Below are 16,889 nucleotides of genomic sequence, written 5' to 3'. Positions count from 1 at the left end.
CCATTTTACTATTATACTGAATAATTGCAACATCCTACAAGGTTTGCGTACTAAATGTCGCGGTTTAGACTTAATTACTCTTAGCTAGATGAATATTTTCGTTATTTAGTTTGAGGGGGGCGTCAGTTTTGCGGGAGGGGGGCTATCTGTCGCTTTGAAGGTTCATTCCATTTTTTAGGGATCCAATCCTCACTTTGAGGGTTCTATCCATCTTTTTGGGGATCCTATCCTTCACTTTGAGGGTTCTTCCCGTCGCTTTGAATTCTATCCGTCACTTCGACCGTTCTTTCCGTTACTTTGCGAGCCCTATCCTTCACTTTGTCGGTTCTATCCACGACTCTGACCTTTCTATCCACGATTTCGACAGTCCTATCCGTCGCTTGGACGTTTTTTTCCGTCACTTCGACAGTCCCATCCGTCGCTTTGCCGGTTCTTTCCGTCACTTCGACCGTTCTTTCCGTCGCTTGGACGTTTCTTTCCGTCGCTTTGAATCCTTTCCGTCGCTTTGGCTTTTCTATCCGTCGCTTTGCTCACTCTTTCTAACATAAAAAATCACCGAAGATATATCCATCAACGGCGACATTTATTATAGTTCTATATATTGTTTTTGGCGTTGATCAAACCCAATAATTGTTTGAACACCAAAGCTCTTTAGCAAATTTGCATTGGCAAATGTATACTTACCTAAATCGTCTGGGAAATGCGCATCTGAGGAAACTGTAAAGGCTACATCATGGTCAATTAAAATTTTCAAAAATCGAGGTCCGGGGCACATTTCCTTTACTGGATAGCGATAATATAAGCCGGCATTTATTTCAGTGGCAGTTTGTGTTGTCACAAGTGCCTTTGCGATTCTTTCATACCAAGTATCAAGAAAAACCTTATCCTCCACTTGATAGTCAAATACTTTAAAGTTGTCCAAATGTGCTACAAAATCAAACATATTCGAGATGATCATTTTTTCTACTGTGGCAAAAAAACGCTCATAATTCTGCTGTAATGTAGCAGCATTCATTTCCTCAAATATATATTGTGTTTGAGGGTTATCAAAGCCCCATCCATCCACAAAATGGACAGATCCGATGACATAATCCCATGGATATCCTTCTAATAATGATGCTAATTCTTCCTCACCACCGATAAAATAATCTGCCTCTATGCCAAGCTTTAAGGAAATACCATGACGACTCCACTTTTCCTTTGCTCGAATAATGGCTGATACAAAATCATCCATGCTTTCCGTCATGACACGATCCAGCCAGTAACGTTGCAATTTACCAACTTCATTATCACCCAACTGCATATAACGCTCAAAATATGCTCGCGTCTCCTTGAAACGATATAGATGGTCGACAATTCCAACCTCGCGCAAACCAAGCTGCTTTGCCTGTTGTAAATATAAATCTAACCATTCCTCACTATAGCAGCCATTCTGTATTCGCTTTGATAACTGTTGCATTTGCAACTCTATAAATGCTTTAGAACCTTTTGCTGCTCCCTCATCTTCATTAAAAAATCTAATTGCTTGAGAAGTACGCTCTAGCCAACGAAATGAATATGGGCCTTCCTCTAAATGTACATGATAATCAATCATACGCTTTCCCTCCATTGCATACCGTCCACTTTTCCTCATATGTTTGCCACTCCGCTGGGCAATCTATATCACAAAGAATTTCTGAACACTCTTCTATGTGACCGATTTGATAAAAGGACTTACCATTTATTTTAGATGCATCTGCTAATAAAAAGTTCACCTTGCTATGGTCAATCATTTTTTTAGAAATTAACGATTCATCCAAATCATAATCGTATACGATACCTTCACTTATACCACCACAAGATATAAACGCTTTATCAAAATTCATATTTCCTAATAATTCTAATGTCATTGCTCCCGTTACTGAAGATTGCCTTGGGTTTGTTGTTCCACCAAGTAATATGACCTTCCCCGTCATTCGCCGCTCTTCTATAGCCAGATTAAATTGTACAGCCGCAGCGATAGAATTGGTTACGACAGTTATATCATCGACTGCCAATAAAAAATCTGCAATATGCACCGTCGTTGTACCTGTATCTACCACAATTGTATCTCCGTCACATATACGTCTAGCAGCTAAACGAGCTATATTGCGCTTTGCCTCTTTTTGCATTTGAAGCTTACGCAAAAATGCTGGTTCATTTCTAACGTTCGTATACTTCACAGCTCCTCCGTGTACTCTCGTTAATAAATGCTGTTGCTCTAGCTCATCAAAATCTCTCCGAATCGTTTCGGGTGCCACTTGTAATTCATCTGCAATATTGGCAACAACAATTTTTCCATCAGCCTCTAAATGTTTTAAAATGAATTCAAAACGTTCAATTTTTGCATATGTCATGATAATGCAATCACATCTTCTCTCGCCACATAACACACATACTTCTTACCAAGTTCAAACGAATGCCCTCGTTGATGTAGCTGCTCCATCGTAAAGAGACATTCCCCCTCAAACGTTGTCCGAATAACATTCCCGCTCATTAATGACTGCTTCGCCTCTCCGGTAATGCAAACATCCCCCTGTCTCTGATCGAGACGAATAGCTTCTGGTCGAATCGCAAATTTTGAGCATTCTGGTAAAGTCTCGCCAATCATTTTCCCTAGAGCTTGACGCGTAAAGACATTGTAATGACCGATGAAATTAGCGATAAATTCACTTTCAGGGCTTGTATAAATGACAGTTGGTGTTCCACTTTGTTCAATCATCCCATTATTCATAACAAATATTCTGTCAGAAACAGCCATCGCTTCCTCTTGGTCATGCGTAACTAAAATCATCGTTATGCCTAGCTTTTGTTGGATAGCTCGTAAATCTGCTTGTAGTTTCTTACGAATTTGGGCATCTAGTGCACTGAGCGGCTCATCTAACAGCAATACCTTCGGACGTACAATTAAAGCTCGAGCAAGGGCAACACGCTGCTGCTGACCGCCAGATAATTCTTTCGGATATGCGTTTGCTTTTTCACTTAAATGTACTATTGCAAGCATTTCTTGAACACGTTGATCAACTTCAGCAGTATTTACTTTTTGCATGCGTAAACCGAAGGCTACATTTTCTTTCACCGTCATATTTGGGAATAGAGCATATGATTGAAATACCATACCAACTTGACGATCCTTAGGTTGAACACCCATCATATCCTTGCCTTCAATGATAATTTTTCCTGCTGATGCATCTGTTAAGCCTGCTACAATACGCAATATTGTACTCTTACCACAGCCACTCGGACCTAAAAGAGTTATAAATTCACCTTTTTCAATCTTCATATCTATATTTGATAAAACCGTCGTTAATCCATATTTTTTATGAAGTCCTTCAATTACAATATAACTCATAGATTTGTAGCACCTTTCGATTGTTTCGTTAATCTTGCAATAACGAACGTTAATAAGCCCATAAGTACGATATAAACAAAGACAACTGCACTAGCAATATGTCCACTTGTACTAAGCTTCTTCATTAAATAAATTTGCACCGTTTCAAAGCGAGAACCTACCACAAGATTGATCAGTACAAATTCTCCAAAAAGCACTGAAAACGATAATAATGCACCTACAAATAAACCCGTGTAAACAGTAGGTAACAATATTTTTGTAAATGCCTGCATTTTAGTTGCTCCAAGTAATTGCGCTGCATCTAAAAGCTGCCGTGCGTCTACATTTCGTAAACTATTGCGTGTCCCTTGATAAATGTATGGTAGGATACTGATGACATAGGCCCCTAAAACTACTAAAATCATCGGAACACCAAATTTGCTATAAACACGAATGAGCCCGACTGCTAAAATAATTCCAGGGAATGAATACACCATAACAACTGCTATCTGAATCCATTTTTCGTATTTTGGAAAATACAACACGATCACAAAAATGGCTGGTACAATGACGAGCAATGCAATCATTACAGCCCCACTCGACAATAAAACAGAACGTCCAAACGCCTGTATAAATTCTGCATCCTGAAATAATGTAGCGAGCCATTTAAATGTTAAACCTTCTGGCAAAATGGTCTTATTCCAATTTCTCGCAAAAGCATAAAGCATTGTTGCAACAACTGGCAATACTAAATACACCGCTAACAGGAGGAAAAATAAATCAGCAATGCCTCTTTTTTTCACTATAGCTTCCTCCTTGTTTTTGAAATGCTCCACTCGCTTAATAGCATCGCAATCACCATCGTAACTGCTAGTATTACCGCAATAGCACTTGCCAGCTCTGGCTGAGCGAAAATATCGCCCTTAATAAGAGAGCCAATACGAATGGCCACTAAATTGTAACTACTATTTGTTAGAGCATAGGCTGAGGCATAAGCTCCCATTGCATTGGCAAACAATACGCTAAATGTTCCGACTATCCCAGGAAGCATAACAGGAACACCAATCTTCTTCCAAAATTGCCATGTTGACGCTCCAAGTAGTGCCGCTGCTTCCTTCCATTGCTGTTGAATTCCATCATAAATTGGGTATAAAAGCATTAATGCTAACGGTAGCTGAAAATAAACATAAATAAGTAACAAGCCACCCCAGCTATAAAGAGAAAACGACGATAATGCGTCGATACCCCACTTATCGAATAGCAATGTAAAGAGCCCACTATTGCCAAGTAATACGATAAAAGCAAATGCTAACGGAATACCTGAGAAGTTTGATGTTAAGTTTGTTAGAATTAAAATTTTCTCGCGCACTGGCTCAGAAAATCTCATAATCGCATAAACTGCAAATAAGGTAACGATCAAGGCAATTACTGCCGAAATAACGGACAGAGTAATACTATTTTTAAAGCCTTGTAAAATGTAATCATTCGTTAATACAGATTGATATTGTGCAAGTGTAAAACCATCACTGTTTTGAAAGCTTGTGATTAGCATATATAGTAACGGTATTAAGAAAAATAACAGTACAATTACTAGAAAAGGAGAAAGCCAGGCAACTGTTTGCCGCTTCGAAATCAAAACAATCACTTCTTTCTTTATTTAATAGCGGCTATTTAGATTAATCATAATCATTTTTATTAATTAGAAGGCTCATCATCATAACGGGTGGTTGATTTCCGTTCCGGCTGGGCGCGTCCGATGAGCCGCTAATCCCCAAGGTGTCGCCCATAGTTGATAAAAACTGAAATGTTCCGATAAAATGAGATTTTGTTCCGATAAATCTGGATTTTGTTCCGATAAATCTTCAAAGTAATTCATATAAAAATGAGTTCTTCACAATAACATGGGGTCGATTTCCGTTCCAGCTGGGCCACTCCGCTTCGCTGTAGGGTATCATCTATGACACTGATCCCCCAAGGAGTCGCCCAGCCCTCCACTCCAATTACACACCTGATTAAATATTAATTATTAAACCCCTTTTAAAGTATGCATCCCCTCTAATAACAGCGGAACCATTTCATCAGAGGGTTCGATATTCAATAAATGACAGCACAGTGGAGCAATTTGTAGCTGTGAAACAATCTCATCCTTAATGCCTGCTTTCACGCGATTTGAAATAACAAACATTGGTACATGTCGATCCTCAGCTGTCGTTCCTCCATGATTACCATCACTCGTCATCCCATGATCAGCTGTCACGATAACCTCATAGCCCTGTGCAAGACATTTCGGGATAAATAGAGATAATAATGCATCAACTGCTAAAACACGATTTCGATATTGCGCTGAGTCAGCTGTAAATTTATGACCATCATCATCTACATTCATCGGATGAATATATAAGAAATCCGGTTGCTTTTGATCTATTAGCCATGCAGCATCAGCAAATAAATGACTGTCCGGATAGTGATCCTCAAAGTAGAACAAGCCATTCTCAATCGGCAATTGAGTATCTAATTGCAGCCTGTCTTCCATATGCACAAATGGTGCACGATTGTATAGTTCACTTACCCAATAATAGGCAGCTGCTGCTGTAGACAAGCCGTTTTCTTTCACTAAATGAAATAGACTATTTTGAGTGGATAAACGTACTGTCATATTGCTCGTTACCCCATGCACAATGGGTGGTGTCCCCGTTAAAATCGTTTCATATAATGGCCTTGATAGTGACGGGACCTCTGAGCAAACCTTGTAGCGTGCTGCAATCTTACGTTCAACTAGATGGTGCATAAATCCCATATGAGTACAGGCTGTATCAAAGCGAAGTGCGTCAACGACAATTAATACAACTTTATTATTTTCCATGAATTAATACCTGCTCCTGATATAGTTGTGGAATTTGCTTTGTTGTTTCTTCCCATTTCTTTTGATCTTTTACTGGCTGTGCATTTTTGTACATTTCTGCAGGTAATAATAGCTTCTGAACATCTTGAGACAATTGAACCTTGTCACGAATTGGACGAGCATAACCCTTCGCTAAATTTTCTTGCCCTGCATCTGATAAAATGTATTCACGAGCAAGCATTGCTGCATGAGGATTTTTGGCATATTTATTAATGATTGTTGCATAGCCTGACGTTACAGAGCCTTCTGATGGAATAACGACATCAAAACGTTTCTCATCGATTTGGTGTCGATAGCCAAGTGCATTAAAATCCCATAAGATGGCTACGTCAATTTCGCCTTTTTCTAAATTCGCTACAGATGGATCGCCTTTTAAACGTCCTTGTTTTGCTAAGTCTGCAAAAAAGTCTATTCCTGGTTGAATATTCGATTCATCGCCACCAAATGCCATAGCAGCAGCTAAAATAGCAAACTGTGCTTGATTCGCTGTTAAAGCATCACCAATGCTGACAGTGTAATTTCCGTTTTTTATGTCCTCCCAAGATTTTGGGGCGTTTTTGACGTTGTTTTTATCAGTTAAAAATGAAATTGTCCCAGTGTAACCCACAATCCAGTTTCCTTTATCATCCTTTGCCCAGTCAGGTATTTCATCCCAGTAAGATGTTTTGTACGGTAATGTTAAACCCTTTTCCTCGGCAATCGGACCAAAGGCAATTCCGACGTCACCAATATCTGCAGTGGCATCATCCTTTTCTGCCTCAAACTTTGCTAGCTCCTCAGCACTCGACATATCTGTATCCTTATGCTTGAGGCTATATTCAGTACCAAGCTCTTCCCAAGTCTCCACCCAGTTAGCCCATGTATCTGGCATACCGACAGAATTTACAGTTCCTTCTTCTTTTGCTTTTTTCGTAATTTCTTCAAGTGTCAAATCACTTTTCACTTCGTTAGAACTAGATGAACCGTCAGAACAAGCTGCCAACATTGAAATTGCTAACGCTCCGATTAGACCTTTCTTCCACAACTTTTGAATTGCCATGAGTTGGAACCTCCATTTGTTTATGTTTGTTTTCATTTGCCTTACAACATTTATGTTAAAAAACAAACATTAAGCAAGTATGGAGGACGTTAAAATATTCAGTAAAAATTATTAAGGAATTATGAAAATCTATGAACAATTATTAATTTTAGGAGGGATAGTAAAAGTTTTAGGGGAAATAAGAAGGAATCTAGTTCTGTATGCGCACGTTTATGTAGCTTTCCAAGACGTGCACACACTCTAGATTAATTTTATAAACCAAGAAAATCTGCATATGTATGCGGCTCGTTCTCCTTTAAAATTGTTAAAAATGTAAAGGCAAGCTGTACAACTGACCACCATCTCATATTGTAGGACATTTCGAAGTGGGCAGGTCCTAATGTAAAAACATCCTGAAAAATATTAAGTGGATCAATTTTTTCATCTTTTAATATTGAGAGAAATCCTAAAAACAACGTATGGTCCTTGACCTCAATCATTTTACCATCAACAAGTGCATCAATATTTTCTGGTTGATGAAAATTACATTGTGTCGCAACATACCTTTCTAAATCCTGAGCACGCTGCCTTTCTTCGCGTTCTCTTTTCTTTGCAATAAAATCAATGACGTTATCCACGTGCATCGCCTCTTCTTTTTTTCTTTTATTGTAGCATTTTTTACAATACGATTGCCCGAACACACTCCCCATTTTTTCCTTTCAAACAAAAACAAAAAGAATGATATTAACAAATTTGTCAAAATCATTCTTTTCTCAAGATATTTTATCAGGTGTGTGAACCAACCATTTTTATTAATTAAAGGCTCGTCATCAAAAGCGTGAGGTTGATTTCCGTTCCGGCTGGGTGCTTTCCTGGGGGCGTCCGATGAGCCGCTTCACTCGCGTTGCTCGCTCCAGGGTCTCATCTGTGACGCTGATCCCCAAGGAGTCACCCAGCCTCCACTCCAATCAACTCATATATGATATATATATTTTTTCCAATGTCATATTAACAAACTTCATTAGAATTCGCTAACAAAATAGACATATACAAAATAATAAACCTCATTTTGAATAATTTAGTTTTTCTATGCGAAAAGCAAGACAACAGCAAAAACAATTACGCCAATGCGAAATCGGTTGGGATTGTTATAGTCACTTTCCCTCCACCAGCTGATAAATCATTGGCAATAAGCAATGTTCCATCATGACTCTGAACAATGGATTGGGCAATATAAAGTCCCATCCCATGGTGGTTTCCCGCATTTCTGCTTGAATCTCCGCGATAAAATTGTTTGGTAGCCTCATTTAAATCTCTCGGAGAAAATCCACAGCCGCTATCAACAACAGTAAATTGAATAATATCAGCGGCACCTTGAACAGTTAATGTCACCTTGCCATTTTCAGGTGCGTGCTCTACAGCATTGGCAATGACATTTAAAATCGCTCGATAGAACCTCTCTTCATCAATCAATATAAGTGTAGGTAGCATTTCCTTTTGGACATCTACTTGAAGCTTTTTCTCTAACGAAAGTGCTCTCATTTGATCTTCTACTTCTATCATAAATGCATCCGTTTTAACATTCGTTTTTTCACGAACGATATTTTTCTCCATTTTCGATAAATCAATTAACTCTTTCGTAAATTTTTCTATTTCCATTGTATTTTTCAAAATATAGTCATTATATTCTCTTTGAATATCATCTTGTTCAGTATCCTGTAAAAGTTCTGCATTCCCCCGAATAATTGTAAGAGGTGTTTTCAGATCGTGGGCAAGAGCAGAAATTTGCTCTCTACGGGTCTGTTCTGATTCCCATTGCTGTTTTAAAGAACTGTTTAATGCCTCCCTCATATGCTCAAGAGAAATGGATATTTCATCTATTTCACGAATTCCTGAAGTATTTATTGTGAAATCCAAATTTTGATTTTGTATTTTTTCAATTGCTTCCTGCAAGCCAAACATTTTTTTCTTAAGATTTCTTCCAAAATGGATGGCAAGGACAGTTGCTATAGTTACAACCCCTACAATAAATAACAGAATATCTAAAAGCTGCGGATTCGGCAAATATTTCCTTAAAATTTCTGAACTATACTGAGGTACTAAATAATATCGTAATATACAAATCTCATTTTCTCGCTCTATAAACGAGTAAAATTGGCTGATACCTTGAGCTTGCTCTTTTTTCATTGCAGCCCAAGCTTTAAAAGCTTCCTTTTCTGAAAGATTCCCTGCAAGGAATTGTCCTTCTTTAGAAAAGACTGCGTAATCAACAAGGTCTGGGATCAAATCAGCTGTAACCGAACTACTAGACGCAATACGATCCCTTGATAATGAAATTTGAGTTTCTGCATAATTTGCTGGTAATACGAAGTTGGTAGAAAGGGCAAACATCGTTAAACAGATCAGTAGTACCACTAACAGAATAACGCCTAAACTTAGGAAAAGGAGATATCGAAGAAAAAAAGTATGTAATCGTGTTCCTTTAGTCGGCTTTATTGTCTCCATTTATATCCAATCCCCCAAACAGTTTCAATGGCGTCAACATTAAAAGCATGTAGCTTTGAACGAATATTTTTAATATGCTCAGTAATAGCGGTACTGTCACTCTTCCCATCAAACCCAAAAACAGTTTCATAAATTTTTTCTTTAGAAAACACCTGTCCTCGATTTCGAGCTAGAAATTCGCATATTTCATATTCGCTTTTTGTCAGTATTACCTTCTCTTCATTTACAAACAGCTCTTTGCCAGATAGATTGAAGTGAACGTTATCTACAAAAAGAATGCTACGTCTTTCTCTTTTCTCGCGTCTCAAATGAGCATTTACTCTTGCACGTAGCTCCCCAATTCCAAACGGCTTGATAATATAATCATCTGCGCCAAGACCAAGACCATACATTAGATCTTCCTCCAATGATTTAGCCGTTAAAAAAAGGATAGGACAATCTACAGCATGACGTATTTGGCCACATAAAGTAAATCCATCAATTTCGGGCATCATCACATCCAATAAAATTAAATCGAAAGCACCAAGATTCATTTTACTTACTTCTGTCGCATCAGAGACTGCCGTTACTAAATGTTCGTCTTTTAGTAATGCATTTTTTATCAATACTAAAATATCTTTTTCATCATCTACTGCTAATATTTTTGCCATACTTCTACCCTCATCATTTCTTCAAACCCTAATTATCAGACTTTCTTCCTTCCCATTTCCAAAACCATAAACAAGATAGGACTAATGCAAGTAATGTCCCGCAAGCTGAAGCAATAATACCTTCCTGTAGCCCTATTTCCACCGTCGATAGGTCAAGCCCTGACGCCTTCATTTCCCATAATGAAACAAAGTGACCACCCCAACCATAAGGTATAAATGACCAAATACCATCACCTAGTCCTGTGAGGAGTAGGGCTACTATTAGTGATCCGACAATACCTAATCCGATTGAGGCACCTTTACCAAAATGAAAACTAACGAAAAAATGTAAAATATATAAAAATGCAAAGCTAACAAATAGAATACATCCAGCTATGAAATAAAATTGATAACCAAAAGTATCTTCATGCAAAAGTTCAATAAAACCAATACTAAAAATACCGAAGGACAGTAATATTGCTCCAAAACTAAATAACAATAACAGTAGCAACTTGCTTAAATAGGCCACTACTTTTGTTTTAGTAGCTGTTAGCATCTCCTGAAAATGTCCTGCATTTGCTTCTTGCTCCGCTGCCATTGCACAAACTAATCCAATAATAATTGGAAACCCACACGAAAGAGCTTGAAAATAACCGGATATTTTCCAAGCAAAATTCCATGGTGAATATGAATAGTATGCTAAAAACAGCCCAGAAATAATAATCGGTACAAGGAGATGAATTAGTAAAAATGGCGTTCTTTTTACTTTAAGAAACTCTGCTCTAAGTAATCTTAACATTACCATGAACTATTTCGCCTCCCTTTTTTGAAACCAACGTGCAGTAAGGAAGCTGATTAATGCAAACCATGCTAAAGCAATTAATATACCCGGAACTATAACCGACACGCTTAATAACGGGCTACCCTCAGGCACTGGCAGACCATTTGGTAAAATCTCTAATGTTGGACATATTAGTCTTGCTGTAATGGCATAAGGAACGCTATACCAAAAATCCCCATTTGCAAATGCAATCATACCAGCAATATTGCCAACTAAATTTATTAAAATAGACATATAAGTTCCTAATTTTGCCGCAAGGAATAAACAAAGTGGAATTTGCCATAAAAACGTTACCAAAATTATCAAACTACCTGTAAGACTATTAATGAAAGAATAGCTATTACCAAATAATATTCCACCAGCAGTAATACCAGCAAAGAAAATAAGTGTAGTTAATAACAACCAGGCACTACATGCAAGTATTTTGCCAAACCAAATCTTCTTAAGATCGAGCGGCATTGCGAGAATACTATGATATTTCAATTTAGCATCTTTTTCCACCACTAATGCACAACATATCGTCAGAGCACCTGGTAAGAGCATTGTATACCACCAATTATAAGCGCCACTTTGAAAAAACCTTCCTCCCATTAATACGGCAGTTAATAATATCGCCACAATGGGTGCTAGCCAAACTAATTTAGGAATAAAAGTCTTTTTCCATTTTAATCTTTCAGCCTTCATAATTGAGATCATGTTACATGCCTGCCTTTCTATTAGCAGACACTACTTGCATAAATAACGATTCTAATTCCTGACCTTGTGGGGCAACTCCCTGATAACCTAATTTCCCTCCTGCAATGATGCCAATTTCATCAACGACCTGTTCTACCTCTGACAGGATGTGGCTAGATAAAATGACTGTAATCCCTTGCTCAGGAAATGATCGAATCAGTTTTCGAAGCTCTTGAATGCCAATTGGATCAAGACCATTTGTCGGCTCATCAAGTATTAAAAGCTTTGGAGAATTTAATAGCGCAATAGCTATTCCTAAGCGTTGTTTCATCCCTAACGAAAACTGTCCTGCTCGTTTTTTCCCTGTATTCGTCAAGTCAACAATTCTTAATACTTCATCAATACGTGACTGTGGCAATCCGAGGGCAATTGTACGAACCTTGAGATTTTCTCTTGCCGTTAAATTTTCATAAAGCGGTGGTGTTTCAATTAATACACCGATGTCTTTTAAATCATTACGATTCCATTCATGTCCATTAAAAAGTATCTTTCCTGCATTCGGACGCAACATACCCGTAATCATTTTTAACGTTGTTGACTTCCCAGCACCATTTGGACCGAGCAAACCATAAACAGTATTGCGAGGTATCGTTAACGATAGATTCTCTACGATTTTTTGCCCCTTAAAGCTTTTACTAAGATTTTCTGTTTGTAAAATAATATCTTCCATAATAATCATCTTCCTTTCGATGATTATAGTGTAGAAAACGATTATAAGGATTTTATAAGGATAACGAAAAATTTTGTGGAGCATCACTAAGAAAATCAATGAGATATTATAACTTCGGCAAAACAAGGGGTTGATTTCCGTTCCGACTGAGCGCTTTGTTGCTGTCGCTTCGCTTTCGCACAGATAAAACATTTGCCGCTGACGCTTCGCTTTCGCGCAGAGCAGAGCTTCCTGGGGGCGTCCGATGAGCCGCTTCACTCGCGCTGCTCGCTCCAGGGTCTCTGGCCTACACGATGTAGGTCACGAAGGCGTTATCACAGGAAGTGATGCTCTTAGCCTTCGTTCCTCTATCGCTAATCCCCAAGGAGTCGCTCAGTCTCCACTCCAATCAACCACTTCACTTAGCGTGTACCTCTTGGCAATTAATAATATAAAGCGAAACTTTAGCAAAATGGTATATCAATGTGGAAGCATAGTGAAACGTAGTGAGCAGCAACAAATGTTCTGTGCGAAAACGAAGTGTCGGACAAGCAAACGGGAATCACATCACTGTCATTAGCCATAACGCTCATTTTTGAGATGGATAAAATTTGAAAAAGAAACTACCTTCGTCATACTTTATTTAATATGTCATCTTAATTCATTGTCATCGCAGTCTTCAAAAGACACAAAAAGCATTTGGAATGAGTACATCCCAAATGCTTTTTTATCATGCTATATAAAATTTAATTTACATAAATTCTTTCACTAAATCATTAAAATCATTTTCGCTCATTTTAATATCGATATCTGTTAATGGTAGCTCTGAATAGCCTGGTACTTTTTCTTGATATGAAGCTGTTTCAGTATCTTGATAAATAATACCTGTTACTAAACCTTCATGCTCCATTACTGTACGCATTGCCATACCACGGTCAGAATTATCATAGCCTTCAATATCAGCAAGCTTCGTTAAGTTCTCTTTAAACCAATCGTACGTGTTCACTTTGTTATACGTAACACAAGGTGAGAATACGTTGATGAATGAGAAGCCTTTATGATTAATACCTGCTTCAATTAAAGCTGTTAACTCTTTAATATCCGTTGAGAAACCTTGTGCGACAAATGTAGCTCCGCTTGTTAAAGCTACTTCTAATGGTTTTAATGAAGGCTCAATCGCACCACCTGGTGTAGATTTAGTAATAAATCCTGCAGCAGAACGTGGAGATGTTTGCCCCTTTGTTAAACCATAAATTTGGTTATCCATAACAACGTATGTGATGTCAATATTACGACGGATAGCATGAATTGTATGACCCATACCAATCGCAAAGCCATCACCGTCACCACCAGAAGCTATTACGTTTAAATCACGGTTAGCCATTTTTAAGCCTTGTGCAATTGGTAATGCACGACCATGAATACCGTGGAAACCGTAAGAATTAATGTAGCCTGAAATACGACCAGAACAGCCAATCCCAGAGATAACAGCTAATTCGTTTGGTTCAATACCAACGTTTGCCGCGGCGCGCTGAATCGCTGCTTGAACAGAGAAGTCACCACAGCCTGGGCACCAGTTTGGTTTCACTGTATTACGAAAATCCTTAAATGTTGCCATTAGCGAGTCAACTCCTTCACACGATTTTCTAATTCACCTGGCAAAAATGGTGTACCATCATATTTTGTAATAGTCTCGATTTTATCGTGACCGCCAACATTCATCTTCATGATGTTTGCTAATTGACCTGTGTAGTTATTTTCTACAACGATTACTTTTTTCGCTTTTGCTACAAGTGGTGCCACCTCAGCAGATGGGAATGGGTGAATTAAACGGATATGTGCATGGTTCACCTTCATACCTTGAGCATTCAATCGTTCTTGTACTTCTTCAATTGCTCCACGTGTTGAGTTAAAGCCCACTAATAAAATATCGGCTTCTTCGTGTGGCGCATTTGAATGTACTGGATTATCAAATTTCAATGCTGCTAGCTTACGGAAACGTTTATCCATTTGTACTCGACGGTTACCAGTTGCTTCAGATGGTTTACCTGTTTCATCGTGTTCAACCCCTGTTACATGGTGAATACCATTTAATGTACCAGGTAGCACACGCGGTGAAATACCATCTTCCGTATCTTCATAACGTTTGAAGTATGCTTTATCAGCAGCTTCTTCAATGTCGCCAGTAACAATTTTACCGCGACGAATTTCAATTTTATTGTAATCGAATGGCTCTACAGATTGTTTACCTAGAGATAATTGCAAGTCAGTCATTAAAATAACTGGTAATTGTAATTCCTCTGCAATGTTAAATGCTTGGATTGTGTCAAAGAATGCTTCCTCCATTGTAGAAGGTGCAATTACTACTTTTGGAATTTCACCATGCGTACCATATAACATCGCCATTAAATCTGATTGCTCTTGTTTTGTTGGTAACCCTGTTGATGGACCACCACGTTGTGTATCAACAACAACTAGCGGCTGCTCCGTCATACCTGAAAGACCAAGTGCTTCCATCATTAATGAAAGACCAGGGCCAGCAGAAGCTGTAAAGGCACGAACACCACCAAAGTTTGCACCAATTGCCATTGTCGCTGCAGCAATTTCGTCTTCTGTTTGAATAACCGCACCACCGAATTTCGGTAATTTTTTAATAAGGTATTCCATAATCTCAGAAGCTGGTGTAATTGGGTAGGCTGCCATAAAGCGTGTCCCAGCCGCAAGTGCACCAAGTGCTACTGCATCGTTTCCGATCATGAACATACGGCGTTTCCCGTCTGCTGGTGCTAAAGCCCATTCACCTACACGATTGCCTAAAAGCTCACTCATAATTTGGCGGCCTCGTGCAATGGCCTCCATATTTTTTTGAACTACTTCTTCACCTTTTCTGCCAAAAATATCGTCTACAACATTTTGGAATACTGCATTATCTAAATTTAGCAATGATGCAGTTGCCCCAATGGCCACCATATTTTTCATTAACGAAGTACCTAGCTCTGCTGCAATTTCTGTAAACGGTACCGCAAATAATGGCGCCTTTGAATCTTCTGGCTTCACTGGATCAAATTTTGAATCCGCTAAAATAATGCCTGTTTCTGTTAGTTCTTTATAATTGACGTCGATTGTTTCTTGGTCGAACGCTACTAAAATATCTAAATCATCCGCAATTGAACGTACTTCTGTTGGACGAACAGTAATTTTATTATTCGTATGGCCACCTTTAATTCGAGAAGAGAAATGACGATAACCGTATAGGAAGTAACCTAAACGATTCATTGCCATTGAGAAAATTTCCCCTGTACTTTCAATCCCTTCACCCTGTTGCCCACCGACTTTCCATGAAAGCTGATGTAACATGTCAACAACTCCTTAGATCCAATGTGTATACTATTATTTTTCCTTCATAAGTTTAACACGAAGAAACGGTCTGCACTATCGTTATTCCACGATTTAAACGAAAATCAGACCTTTGACTGAAAATCCCGTTCAAAAAGTTGTAATTTTCAAATAGTTAAGTTCGATTTCGCCTTAGCGTAATTGTTGTTGACGCTTCAAAAACATTTGCTAAATAAAGATAAAAAATTCTAGTCATCAGTCTTCACAACTTCTGTACATGACATATGTTTTAGTGTCATTTAACACGTGAATATGTAAAGCATGAACTACGCAACCTATTAAAACGAAAAAAATGCCTTGCAGCTTATTATGTGCAAGGCATTTTACTTCATTACATTTTATCGAACACGTTTTTCCACAAGAAGCTTTAAAGCTGTACGTTCTTCCCCAGCAATTAAAATATCGGCAAACGCCGGTGCGCAAATTAAATCTGTGCCGCTTGGCGCTACAAATCCGCGTGCAATGGCCACTGCTTTCACGGCTTGGTTAAGTGCACCTGCCCCAACTGCCTGCATTTCTGCTTGCCCTTTTTCTCTGATTACCGCGACTAATGCACCTGCAACTGAATTTGGATTAGAGCGTGATGATACTTTTAATGAATCCACAATTATTCCTCCCCGTTTCGCGAATAGTGTTTACGCTCAACAACTCATGTCCCCCTTGTTTGGACCTCAAGTTATTGTCGATAGGTCATTTTATGCTCGGCAAGAAGAAAATAGACTATTTTCATTTCTTATATATTTAAACAATCGAAAAATACTGAAAATTCCTGTTAGAAGTTACTAAAGTATGCCTCTTCGGCAAAACGAGGTGTTTTTCCGTTCCAACCAATTCACTTTCAGGAATTATCGCCCAACTTTTGAAT

16 protein-coding genes are annotated in these 16,889 nt (G+C 38.4%); all 16 read right to left on the bottom strand.

Annotated elements, in window-relative coordinates; translation table 11 throughout:
• Positions 1-586: 586 nt before the first annotated feature.
• The 16 genes from ACQKMV_RS03500 to ACQKMV_RS03425 all read right to left on the bottom strand — a co-directional run bounded on the left by ACQKMV_RS03500 (position 587) and on the right by ACQKMV_RS03425 (position 16,629).
• Complete coding sequence (locus tag ACQKMV_RS03500; protein WP_427502370.1) at positions 587-1,594, bottom strand: histidinol phosphate phosphatase domain-containing protein; 1,008 nt, start codon at positions 1,592-1,594, stop codon at positions 587-589.
• Positions 1,587-2,375: a DeoR/GlpR family DNA-binding transcription regulator gene (locus ACQKMV_RS03495; protein ID WP_427502369.1), complete on the bottom strand. Its 789-nt coding sequence runs from the start codon at positions 2,373-2,375 to the stop codon at positions 1,587-1,589. Before ACQKMV_RS03495 ends, ACQKMV_RS03500 begins: the two co-directional genes overlap by 8 nt.
• A complete protein-coding gene (locus ACQKMV_RS03490; protein WP_427423885.1) occupies positions 2,372-3,370 on the bottom strand; it encodes an ABC transporter ATP-binding protein in 999 nt (332 codons plus the stop codon). Before ACQKMV_RS03490 ends, ACQKMV_RS03495 begins: the two co-directional genes overlap by 4 nt.
• Positions 3,367-4,152: an ABC transporter permease gene (locus ACQKMV_RS03485; protein WP_427502368.1), complete on the bottom strand. Its 786-nt coding sequence runs from the start codon at positions 4,150-4,152 to the stop codon at positions 3,367-3,369. The genes ACQKMV_RS03490 and ACQKMV_RS03485 overlap by 4 nt, the downstream gene beginning before the upstream one ends.
• Positions 4,152-4,994: an ABC transporter permease gene (locus tag ACQKMV_RS03480; protein ID WP_427502367.1), complete on the bottom strand. Its 843-nt coding sequence runs from the start codon at positions 4,992-4,994 to the stop codon at positions 4,152-4,154. Before ACQKMV_RS03480 ends, ACQKMV_RS03485 begins: the two co-directional genes overlap by 1 nt.
• A 381-nt stretch (positions 4,995-5,375) precedes the next feature.
• Entirely contained in the window at positions 5,376-6,212 is an 837-nt protein-coding gene (locus ACQKMV_RS03475; RefSeq protein WP_427502366.1) for an alkaline phosphatase family protein, read from the bottom strand.
• Positions 6,202-7,290, bottom strand: a complete 1,089-nt coding sequence (locus ACQKMV_RS03470) for an ABC transporter substrate-binding protein (RefSeq protein ID WP_427502365.1) — start codon at positions 7,288-7,290, stop codon at positions 6,202-6,204. The genes ACQKMV_RS03475 and ACQKMV_RS03470 overlap by 11 nt, the downstream gene beginning before the upstream one ends.
• 251 nt (positions 7,291-7,541) lie before the next feature.
• Positions 7,542-7,913, bottom strand: coding sequence for an ELKS/Rab6-interacting/CAST family protein (locus ACQKMV_RS03465; protein WP_236690930.1), 372 nt, complete (start codon positions 7,911-7,913; stop codon positions 7,542-7,544).
• A gap of 475 nt (positions 7,914-8,388) precedes the next feature.
• Entirely contained in the window at positions 8,389-9,774 is a 1,386-nt protein-coding gene (locus ACQKMV_RS03460; RefSeq protein WP_427502364.1) for a sensor histidine kinase, read from the bottom strand.
• Positions 9,762-10,424, bottom strand: a complete 663-nt coding sequence (locus ACQKMV_RS03455; RefSeq protein WP_427502363.1) for a response regulator transcription factor — start codon at positions 10,422-10,424, stop codon at positions 9,762-9,764. Before ACQKMV_RS03455 ends, ACQKMV_RS03460 begins: the two co-directional genes overlap by 13 nt.
• Positions 10,425-10,452: 28 nt before the next feature.
• Positions 10,453-11,208, bottom strand: coding sequence for a lantibiotic immunity ABC transporter MutG family permease subunit (locus ACQKMV_RS03450; RefSeq protein WP_427419870.1), 756 nt, complete (start codon positions 11,206-11,208; stop codon positions 10,453-10,455).
• A 3-nt stretch (positions 11,209-11,211) separates the two neighbouring features.
• On the bottom strand, positions 11,212-11,940 hold the full coding sequence (locus tag ACQKMV_RS03445; protein ID WP_427502362.1) for a lantibiotic immunity ABC transporter MutE/EpiE family permease subunit: 729 nt from the start codon (positions 11,938-11,940) through the stop codon (positions 11,212-11,214).
• 1 nt (position 11,941) lies between these two features.
• On the bottom strand, positions 11,942-12,649 hold the full coding sequence (locus ACQKMV_RS03440) for a lantibiotic protection ABC transporter ATP-binding protein (protein WP_427502361.1): 708 nt from the start codon (positions 12,647-12,649) through the stop codon (positions 11,942-11,944).
• A gap of 730 nt (positions 12,650-13,379) precedes the next feature.
• Positions 13,380-14,246, bottom strand: coding sequence for a 2-oxoacid:ferredoxin oxidoreductase subunit beta (locus ACQKMV_RS03435; RefSeq protein WP_049668537.1), 867 nt, complete (start codon positions 14,244-14,246; stop codon positions 13,380-13,382).
• Complete coding sequence (locus tag ACQKMV_RS03430; RefSeq protein WP_427502360.1) at positions 14,246-15,985, bottom strand: 2-oxoacid:acceptor oxidoreductase subunit alpha; 1,740 nt, start codon at positions 15,983-15,985, stop codon at positions 14,246-14,248. The genes ACQKMV_RS03435 and ACQKMV_RS03430 overlap by 1 nt, the downstream gene beginning before the upstream one ends.
• Positions 15,986-16,362: 377 nt before the next feature.
• Positions 16,363-16,629 (bottom strand): stage V sporulation protein S, encoded by a 267-nt coding sequence (locus tag ACQKMV_RS03425; RefSeq protein ID WP_010858535.1) that lies wholly within the window; start codon positions 16,627-16,629, stop codon positions 16,363-16,365.
• Positions 16,630-16,889: the final 260 nt, after the last annotated feature.

Origin of the sequence: Lysinibacillus sp. NPDC094403, assembly GCF_050278745.1 — a bacterium.
GTDB lineage: Bacteria > Bacillota > Bacilli > Bacillales_A > Planococcaceae > Lysinibacillus.
This window is presented reverse-complemented; position numbering and strand designations above follow the sequence as displayed.

Bases quoted from the DNA above. Each gene is read 5' to 3' on its own strand.
- ACQKMV_RS03495 (WP_427502369.1), bottom strand. From the start codon at position 2,375: ATGACATATGCAAAAATTGAACGTTTTGAATTCATTTTAAAACATTTA.
- ACQKMV_RS03450 (WP_427419870.1), bottom strand. From the start codon at position 11,208: ATGGTAATGTTAAGATTACTTAGAGCAGAGTTTCTTAAAGTAAAAAGA.
- ACQKMV_RS03430 (WP_427502360.1), bottom strand. From the start codon at position 15,985: ATGTTACATCAGCTTTCATGGAAAGTCGGTGGGCAACAGGGTGAAGGG.
- ACQKMV_RS03445 (WP_427502362.1), bottom strand. From the start codon at position 11,940: ATGATCTCAATTATGAAGGCTGAAAGATTAAAATGGAAAAAGACTTTT.
- ACQKMV_RS03440 (WP_427502361.1), bottom strand. From the start codon at position 12,649: ATGGAAGATATTATTTTACAAACAGAAAATCTTAGTAAAAGCTTTAAG.
- ACQKMV_RS03455 (WP_427502363.1), bottom strand. From the start codon at position 10,424: ATGGCAAAAATATTAGCAGTAGATGATGAAAAAGATATTTTAGTATTG.
- ACQKMV_RS03475 (WP_427502366.1), bottom strand. From the start codon at position 6,212: ATGGAAAATAATAAAGTTGTATTAATTGTCGTTGACGCACTTCGCTTT.
- ACQKMV_RS03465 (WP_236690930.1), bottom strand. From the start codon at position 7,913: ATGCACGTGGATAACGTCATTGATTTTATTGCAAAGAAAAGAGAACGC.
- ACQKMV_RS03490 (WP_427423885.1), bottom strand. From the start codon at position 3,370: ATGAGTTATATTGTAATTGAAGGACTTCATAAAAAATATGGATTAACG.
- ACQKMV_RS03500 (WP_427502370.1), bottom strand. From the start codon at position 1,594: ATGATTGATTATCATGTACATTTAGAGGAAGGCCCATATTCATTTCGT.
- ACQKMV_RS03470 (WP_427502365.1), bottom strand. From the start codon at position 7,290: ATGGCAATTCAAAAGTTGTGGAAGAAAGGTCTAATCGGAGCGTTAGCA.
- ACQKMV_RS03460 (WP_427502364.1), bottom strand. From the start codon at position 9,774: ATGGAGACAATAAAGCCGACTAAAGGAACACGATTACATACTTTTTTT.
- ACQKMV_RS03435 (WP_049668537.1), bottom strand. From the start codon at position 14,246: ATGGCAACATTTAAGGATTTTCGTAATACAGTGAAACCAAACTGGTGC.